The sequence below is a fragment of the Microcoleus sp. OTE_8_concoct_300 genome, from assembly GCF_031383065.1.
In the GTDB taxonomy this organism is placed as follows: domain Bacteria; phylum Cyanobacteriota; class Cyanobacteriia; order Cyanobacteriales; family Microcoleaceae; genus Microcoleus.
The window spans coordinates 1-8,142 of sequence record NZ_JANMZH010000754.1 but is presented as its reverse complement, the minus strand read 5'-3'; the positions used below and the strand labels follow the sequence as shown (position 1 = coordinate 8,142).

Annotated in this window: 3 protein-coding genes and 2 pseudogenes; 2 read left to right on the top strand and 3 right to left on the bottom strand. The window is 49.2% G+C overall.

The window, feature by feature from the left end; translation table 11 throughout:
- Window positions 1-293 precede the first annotated feature (293 nt).
- A pseudogene (locus ACUVJL_RS33800) lies at window positions 294-605 on the top strand (IS66 family transposase); the annotation flags it as partial.
- 4 nt (window positions 606-609) lie between these two features.
- Here the strand turns inward: ACUVJL_RS33800 and ACUVJL_RS33795 are convergent.
- The 3 genes and pseudogenes from ACUVJL_RS33795 to ACUVJL_RS33785 form a co-directional block, all read right to left on the bottom strand.
- A pseudogene (locus tag ACUVJL_RS33795) lies at window positions 610-1,138 on the bottom strand (IS66 family transposase).
- Window positions 1,139-1,360: 222 nt separating this feature from the next.
- The gene (locus ACUVJL_RS33790) at window positions 1,361-1,618 is read right to left on the bottom strand and encodes a hypothetical protein (protein ID WP_445249828.1); all 258 of its coding nucleotides are present in this window, start codon (window positions 1,616-1,618) and stop codon (window positions 1,361-1,363) included.
- Between the two features lie 410 nt (window positions 1,619-2,028).
- Entirely contained in the window at window positions 2,029-2,787 is a 759-nt protein-coding gene (locus tag ACUVJL_RS33785) for a thioesterase II family protein (protein WP_445249827.1), read from the bottom strand.
- A gap of 618 nt (window positions 2,788-3,405) precedes the next feature.
- On the opposite strand from ACUVJL_RS33785, the gene ACUVJL_RS33780 reads away from it, so the two are divergent.
- On the top strand, window positions 3,406-8,142 hold a 4,737-nt coding region (locus ACUVJL_RS33780), incomplete at its 3' end, for a beta-ketoacyl synthase N-terminal-like domain-containing protein (protein WP_445249826.1).

Here is an 8,142-nt window from a genome sequence, read left to right as displayed (position 1 = left end):
CGATCATCTCTACCAGTTTCTCTGTCGCCAACTGTTTTAAGGTTTCACTGTTGAGTTTGGGTGGCAGGTGTTTTTTCATAATTGCTATATTCTACTTTCCCGTATCACAGTTGTCAATACCCACCACCTGAATCCTTACGTCGTCGCAGAGGCATTTTTGGAATTAATTGATGAGGCATTTCGACAACATCGACTCCGGGCGCGAGCAGCCTGAAGAACTCGATTATCACACTTGGGCGAGGGACTTTAAGGTGAGGCTGGCAGAATTGTTAAATACTTGGCAAGGTCATATTGGTTATGCTGCTGGACTTTTACTGCGTTCATTGCGTGAGAAAGCGCAACAGTGGTGGTACTTTTTAGACCATCCATCCATTCCTCCTGATAATAATTTGGCAGAACGTTCTTTGCGATTAGCCGTGACGAAGCGTAAGGTATCTGGCGGTTCCCGCTCCATGTCTCGGTTTGAACAAACTGCTGATTTGTTATCTGTGATTCAGACTTGTCGGTTTCAAGGTATCCGTGGAATAGATTTTTTCCGTGATGCTCTATCTGCCCATTCTTGTGACTTATTTATGCCTTCTCTTATTCCCGAATCAAAGACCTGAATCCTTACGCGACGACAGTGTTGTTACCGTGGCCCATTTGCAGAACTTTCTTAAAATGTCGCCGTAGATGGGCTAAACATTTCTGCTGCGCTCCCACAATCACACCGTTATATACGCTAAAATCATCGGAACTCAACACACCAGCAAACTCCGAACCCAGCATTGTCTCTAATTCGGCTCTACTGCGAGTGTCGGCCGCATGAAACAGGCAAAAATCTTTACCTGTCGCTGTCCATAACCATTCTTTGACTCCCTTGACACACCGGGGGAGTTTCATCCACATGGATGCTGGGTTGTAATGGTGCCCATTTCCACAAGGCTTCGATGGCCGGCTTTACAGCATTGGCTAACCGCGCGTTTGTTGCTTGTAAGGTGCCGATTCCAATTTCGATTCCACCTAATTCCCGCAGCAATTCTTGTTGTTTTTCATAGGATAGGTGCCCATAATTACCTAACCATACCAATAATGCTTGTAGATCGATACTCAAGTCTTGTCCTGCCACGATGCCCGGTGAGACCGATCCGAGTGCCATTGCTCCACATTCTAGGCATTGACACTTGACTCGTTGATATTCCACTACTTCAATTGGTCTGGCAACCGGCACAGGCTACCTGCTGTTTGCTGTAACCCATCGCATCACTTAATTCTCTGCTACCACAATGCTCACTCTTAGTCCGGAGTGCTGATTTGATATCTATCCACTCGTCCAAATCCTTTTCGGGTTTTGCCAATATGTCCTGGCTGTCCTCCTGGTTTACGATGCAGGCTCTTTTTCTGACTCTTTTGAGCGCTCGACTTTGGCAAGCTCTGATTTCTGTATGAGATCGCTTGATGGGGGTTTCGATGATGTTTTGCTATTGCTGGGCTGTCTCTCTTTGAGCTTTTCGAGTTCTGCTTGTAGTTTTTCAATCAGCTTCTGTTGCGTCAGCACAATTGCGACCAGTTCCTCACGGCTTAACTGCTCAACTATTTCTAATTTTAGTGCTGCTGATAACTCGGGTTTTTCGCTCATCTGACTACATTACCAGATTTTTCGGCTCTCAATCAACTATTTTTTACCTGAATCCTTACGTCAAATTATTTAATTGAGCAACTGAAACGCCCTGATGTTTCGATGTTTATTGTCTGATTTTTTTGTCCATAGTGCAAGGAACAGTTGTGACAGTTGCGTAAGTCCTGTGCTGTTTTTCTGATCGACAGCTTCTGCTCGAGATGGGCTGCTACTATTTGGGAGCGCAAATCTACTGAATATGCTTTCATTTGTATATTATTTTTAGTCGATTCTATTGTACCTCATAACATCCGGAAGTGCTGTAGATGATGGGGAAGCACGAATTAGACATTCAGCTATCTTACCGCCTTGTCTGCTCCACTTCCCCTCGAAAAAATCGCTCTCCCTCTACAAGCTTCTTTATCCTAGGACTAGACGTAGGAGTACAGTTTTTGCGAAAGGGACTGTAGTAAGAGTGGCTGGGCTGACTGCAAAAAGAAATGATCGCCAGGAAGCATATGCAGTGAGAATGCAGCATTTGTTTGCTCGATCCAAGCTTTCAGGTCATCGTAGCTAACCTCTCGATCCTGTAAACCACCAAAGGCAGTGATGGGACAATCAAGTGGCGACTCAGGTGTGTAAGCGTAAGTCTCTATGACGGCAAAATCTGCTCGTAGAGCAGGAAGGAGCAGCTGCATCAGTTCAGTATTCTCTAACACGACTTCGGGCGTGCCATTGAGCCGGCGGAGTTCTTCGAGGAACTCAGGCTCTGGCAAATCATGAATTGGTGGATCTGGATCGTCTACTTGAGGTGCGCGGTAACCGGATACGAAGAGGTGAACAGGGCTCTTACCGTAGTTTTTACGAAGTAGACGAGCCAGCTCAAAGCTGACAAGTCCGCCCATACTGTGACCGAAGAAAGCAAAGGGTTTGTCTAGGTACGGAAGAATGGCGATCGCGATCGCCTCAACAAGGAGCTGTAGCCTAGTAAATGGGACGGACGTTATCCGCTTTCCCCGTCCAGGCAATTCCACAGGACAGATCTCGATAGTGATCGGTAGGCTATCAGGCCAGGTCCGGAAAGTCAGAGCTGCACCTCCGGCGTACGGAAAGCAAAACAGACGCAGGCTTGCGTGGGGATTTAGCGATTGCCAGCTAACCCATGTGTCAAAAGTCGATGTACTACTCATAGAGCAATGCTAAGCTTGTCGAACAGATTTATCAATTTTTTTCTGTAGACTATGCGGTCTTATGTCAGTCCACCCTTCCTTAATGTAGGCGAGGCAGGTTGGTTTTGCACCGCTTTCAAATGCGTCCAATGTCCCGAATAGCCGCCTAAACGGGCTACGGCCTTAACCGCCCAAGCTACTATCAGGGATTTGGATCATTTCAGTTGACTGAGTTTGGCTTTAAGAACATCGACTTTTACAGGAGCTGAGTTTACCCAAGCGCATCCTTAAATTGGCGTTAATGGTGGCACGTGAATCCTATAATACAGCCCCAGAATCAACCAGGGTTATTGGTGGGAATTTGAGCTATTTTGTACTTAATTGTATGTATAACTACAGATTTATTTTGAACAATACCTCAGGTAGACCTTGGAGAAAAGGATTGCAATATGTTATTATCATAGTGTTCTATGAAACCAAAAACCCCAATATCTCCTGAGTCGCTGTATCGAGAAGCGGTCTCAATATCTTGGTTGAATAAATTTTCATCCTCAACGATCGGAGCCGATTGATGTTATCAGGAACAAGAGTGGCGTAGGGGTTGTAGTTCCAATATGTCCCATTGCTGGAAATATTTAAATGGTTGCCAGTCAGAACTCAGGGTGTGAAAGTTTTTTAAACGTCGATAGTGTGGACACTTTAGTAGACATTCTTCATAGTAAAGCGCTATACCAGCCTGACAAAGAGGCTTTTACTTTTCTCCTGGATGGAGAAACACAAGAAACGAGTTTAACATATCTAGAATTGGATTTGCAGGCACGAGCGATCGCAACCAAGCTGCAAAATTTAGGGGCAAGTGGGGAGCGGGCGCTGCTGATCTACCCACCTGGCTTGGAGTTCATAGCCGCATTTTTCGGGTGTTTGTACGCTGGAGTCGTTGCTGTCCCGGCGTATCCACCCAGGCGTAACCAGTCTCTATCCCGCCTTCAATCGATTGTGGCAGATGCAGGGGCAACTATTGCGCTCACCACCAAAACCGTATTGTCCAATGTAGAACGCCAGTTTACCCAGTCTCCGGCTCTACAAGCTCTACATTGGCTGGCTACAGACAACATTGCTAGCGACTTAGCACAAGCATGGCTACAGCCAGCTATCAGCAGGGACACCCTGGCGTTTCTCCAGTACACGTCAGGTTCTACGGGTACACCTAAAGGGGTGATGGTAAGTCATGGAAATCTGCTGCACAACGAACAAATGATACAGCATGCCATGCAGCATACGGAGAAAACTATCTTCGTAGGTTGGCTACCCCTTTTCCATGACATGGGACTGATTGGGAATGTGCTTCAGCCCCTGTACTTGGGTATTACCTGCATTCTCATGTCTCCCGTGGCTTTTCTGCAACGCCCTGTGCGCTGGCTTCAGGCTATTAGCCGCTACAAAGCTACCACTAGCGGTGGACCCAACTTTGCTTACGAGCTATGCGTGAGCAAAATAACCAACGAACAACGGGAGACTCTTGACCTAAGTAGCTGGGATGTAGCTTTCAACGGAGCTGAGCCTGTTCGTGCCGAGACGCTGGAGCGGTTCGCAACTGCCTTTGAACCCTATGGATTTCGCCGAGAAGCTTTCTACCCTTGTTACGGAATGGCGGAAACAACCCTGCTGGTTTCTGGTGGCATCAAGGCAGCCTTGCCAGTGCTTACAACCGTCCAAGGAGATGCGCTGGAGGAACATCGGGTAGTTTCAGCTTCTGGCGAAAATAATGAAGTTCGGACGCTAGTTGGCTGTGGTCAAACCTTGCTAGAGCAGCAAATTGTCATTGCCCATCCCGAAACCTTAACCCGTTGCCAGCCGTCGTTCGTGGGAGAGATTTGGGTTTGGGGCAACAGCGTTGCCCAGGGTTACTGGAACCGTCCCGAAGAGACACAGACTACGTTCCGAGCTTACTTGGCGGACACGGGAGAGGGTCCATTTCTGCGTACAGGCGACCTAGGATTTTTGCAGGACGGTGAGCTGTTTGTCACAGGTCGTCTCAAAGACCTAATTATTATCCGGGGTCGCAACCACTATCCCCAAGATATTGAACTGACAGTGGAACAGAGCCACCCGGTAGTAAAACTTAGTTGCACTGCCGCATTTTCAGTGGAGGTGAACGGACAGGAGCGACTGGTGGTTGCTTGTGAGGTAGAACGTACTTCCCGCCGTAATCTAGATGTAGATGCGATCGGAAAAAGTATTTATCAGGCAGTGATTGAGCAGCACGAGTTAGAAGTTTATGCCATATTGCTGCTCAAGACTGGAAGCCTCCCGAAAACTTCTAGTGGCAAAATTCAGCGTCGTGCTTGTCGCGCTGGTTTCCTGGCTGGCAACTTGGATGTAGTAGGGGAGTGGAGGACAAATCCTGAAAGTAAAGTAGAGTCCCAGGGTCGGGTTGAGGAAGTAGAAACCCCATTGCAGCAAGTGCTTCAAAGCAAACAGCAACAATCTAGCTCAGGCAGGACTAATGGCTCCCAGCATAATAGTTCCGATCGAGAGTTTCACAAAAAAGCCCAAGCCATTCAAGCCTGGTTAGTCTCTAATATTGCCCAGCGGCTTCGAGTTAATCCCCAAGACATAGATGTTCAGCAACCCTTCAGCCGCTACGGTCTAGATTCAGTAGCGGCGGTGAGCCTTTCGGGTGAGTTAGGGGATTGGCTCGGCCGTAAACTTTCTCCAACCCTGGTGTATGATTACCCCACCATTGAAGCCCTTGTCCCGCATTTAGTTGAGGAACTTGCTACATCAGCAGATCCCATCGATGTGGACGCTCTTGGGGAGACTGAGACGGAGGCGAAGGACGCTAAACCCTCCGACTCCGCTGTTGCCATCATTGGTCTAGGTTGCCGTTTCCCTGGTGCTAAGGATGCAACAGCGTTCTGGCAGTTGCTGCGAGACGGGGTGGATGCCATCACTGAAGTGCCTGCAGCTCGTTGGGATATCAACGCCTTCTATAACTCAGAACCAGCAACTCCAGGGAAAATGAGTACCCGCTGGGGCGGATTCCTCGATGGAGTAGACCAATTCGATCCCTACTTTTTCGGGATTGCTCCACGAGAGGCCCAGCGCATCGATCCCCAGCAACGGCTGCTGCTAGAAGTGGCTTGGGAGGCACTGGAAAACGCTGGGCAAGCGCCGGATAAGCTAGCTGGTAGTCAAACGGGGGTATTCATAGGCATCAGCAGCAGTGACTATTCTCGGCTTCAGTTTGAAAATTGCGATCGTATCGATGCATACACTGGTACCGGTAATGCCCTCAGCATTGCAGCCAACCGCCTGTCCTATGTGCTGGATTTGCGGGGGCCAAGTCTAGCAGTAGATACCGCCTGCTCCTCGTCGCTGGTTGCAGTGCATTTGGCCTGCCAGAGTTTGAAAAATAAGGAGTGCAACCTGGCTCTAGCTGGTGGGGTGAATCTGATTCTATCTCCGGAGCTGACCATCGCCTTTTCTCAAGCACGGATGATGGCTACTGATGGTCGTTGTAAGACCTTCTCAGCCGACGCCGATGGTTATGTACGAGGGGAAGGCTGCGGTCTGGTACTCCTTAAGCGTTTCTCTGATGCGCTGCGGGATGGAGACAACATCCTGGCAGTAATCAAAGGCTCTGCAATCAACCAGGATGGACGTAGTAATGGGCTAACAGCGCCGAATGGACCTTCCCAGCAGATGGTCATCCGTCAAGCATTGGAAAACGCTGGGGTGGCACCCGCTCAAATTAGCTATGTGGAAACCCACGGTACGGGCACATCCCTGGGAGATCCCATTGAGGTAGATTCCCTCAAAGCGGTACTGATGTCCGATCGTTCTCCAAACGAGCCTTGTGTTTTTGGTTCGGTTAAAACCAATATTGGTCATTTGGAAGCTGCAGCTGGCATCGCCAGTCTGATTAAGGTGGTGCTGTCTTTACAGCATGGGGAAATTCCACCCCACCTGCACCTGAACCAGTTGAATCCGTATATTTCTTGGGAAGATACTTCATTTTCAATTCCCAAGGAGCGACACCCTTGGTTGGTCGGTGCAAAGCGTCGTTTTGCAGGGGTGAGTTCATTTGGCTTCGGCGGTACGAATGTTCATGTGGTAGTGGAGGAGCCACCTGTACCTACAAAAACAGCGGTAGATGTCGATCGTCCTCTGCACTTATTGACTTTATCAGCAAAAAGTGAGAATAGTTTGCAATTGCTGGCACAGCGTTATCAGACATTCTTGGAAGCTTATCCTCAGGCGTCGATTGCAGATGTTTGTTTCACCGCTAATACCGGGCGATCGCATTTTGCCCACCGAGTTGCGATCGCGAGCGCATCTACTATGCAGTTGCAAGAATTACTGGGTGCTTTCGTCAATGGGAAGCAGGCATCTGGATTGGTAAGTGGACAAGTCCAGAGCAGGAATCGTCCGAAGATAGCATTTCTCTTCACCGGTCAGGGTTCTCAGTATGTTGGCATGGGGCGTCAGCTCTACGAAACCCAACCCACTTTCCGCCAAGCTCTGGAGCGATGCGACGAATTGCTCGGTCCCTATTTGGAGCACCCCCTGCTGTCGTTACTCTATTCTGCGTCGGATGCGACAGATCTGTTGCACGAGACTGCATATACCCAGCCAGCGCTATTTGCCTTGGAATATGCCCTAGCGCAGTTGTGGCGTTCCTGGGGGATTGTGCCAGATGTTGTCATGGGTCACAGCCTAGGGGAATACGTGGCAGCCTGTGTGGCTGGGGTCTTCAGCCTGGAAGAGGGACTCTTGCTGGTTGTTGAACGAAGTCGGCTGATGCAGTCCTTACCCCACGACGGTTCGATGGCAGTGGTGTTTGCGTCTGAGGCGAGGGTGAGAGCTGCTCTTAGTTCCTATAAGACACGGGTGGTGAGCGGTGAGGAGAACGAGAGCGATACTCTTGCTTTGAATCAAACACAGGTGGCGATCGCTTCGGGAGACGCTATTGTATCCATCGCTGCTGTGAACGGCCCGGAAAACATCGTCATATCGGGAGCGCGAGAGGCCGTGGAGGAAGCGATCGGTCAGCTGCAGTCGCAAGAAATTACTGTACAGCCTTTGCAGGTTTCTCACGCCTTCCACTCGCCACTAATGGAGCCTTGCCTCGACGAATTCGAGCGCAAGGCAGCAAGAGTGCAGTTTAAAACTCCAGGCATTCCATTAATCTCAAACCTGACGAGTCAAATGCTCAAGGCTGGAGAAATCCCTGATGCAAACTATTGGCGTCGTCATATGCGAGAAACGGTGCAATTCGCATCGGGGATGAACGCGATCGCTCAGCAGGGTTATGAAATATTTCTGGAAGTTGGTCCTAGTGCTACTCTACTGGGAATGGGCAAGCGGTGCCTA

Excerpts from the sequence above, each read along its gene's own strand:
- ACUVJL_RS33790 (WP_445249828.1), bottom strand. The coding sequence starts at position 1,618 with ATGAGCGAAAAACCCGAGTTATCAGCAGCACTAAAATTAGAAATAGTT.
- ACUVJL_RS33785 (WP_445249827.1), bottom strand. The coding sequence starts at position 2,787 with ATGAGTAGTACATCGACTTTTGACACATGGGTTAGCTGGCAATCGCTA.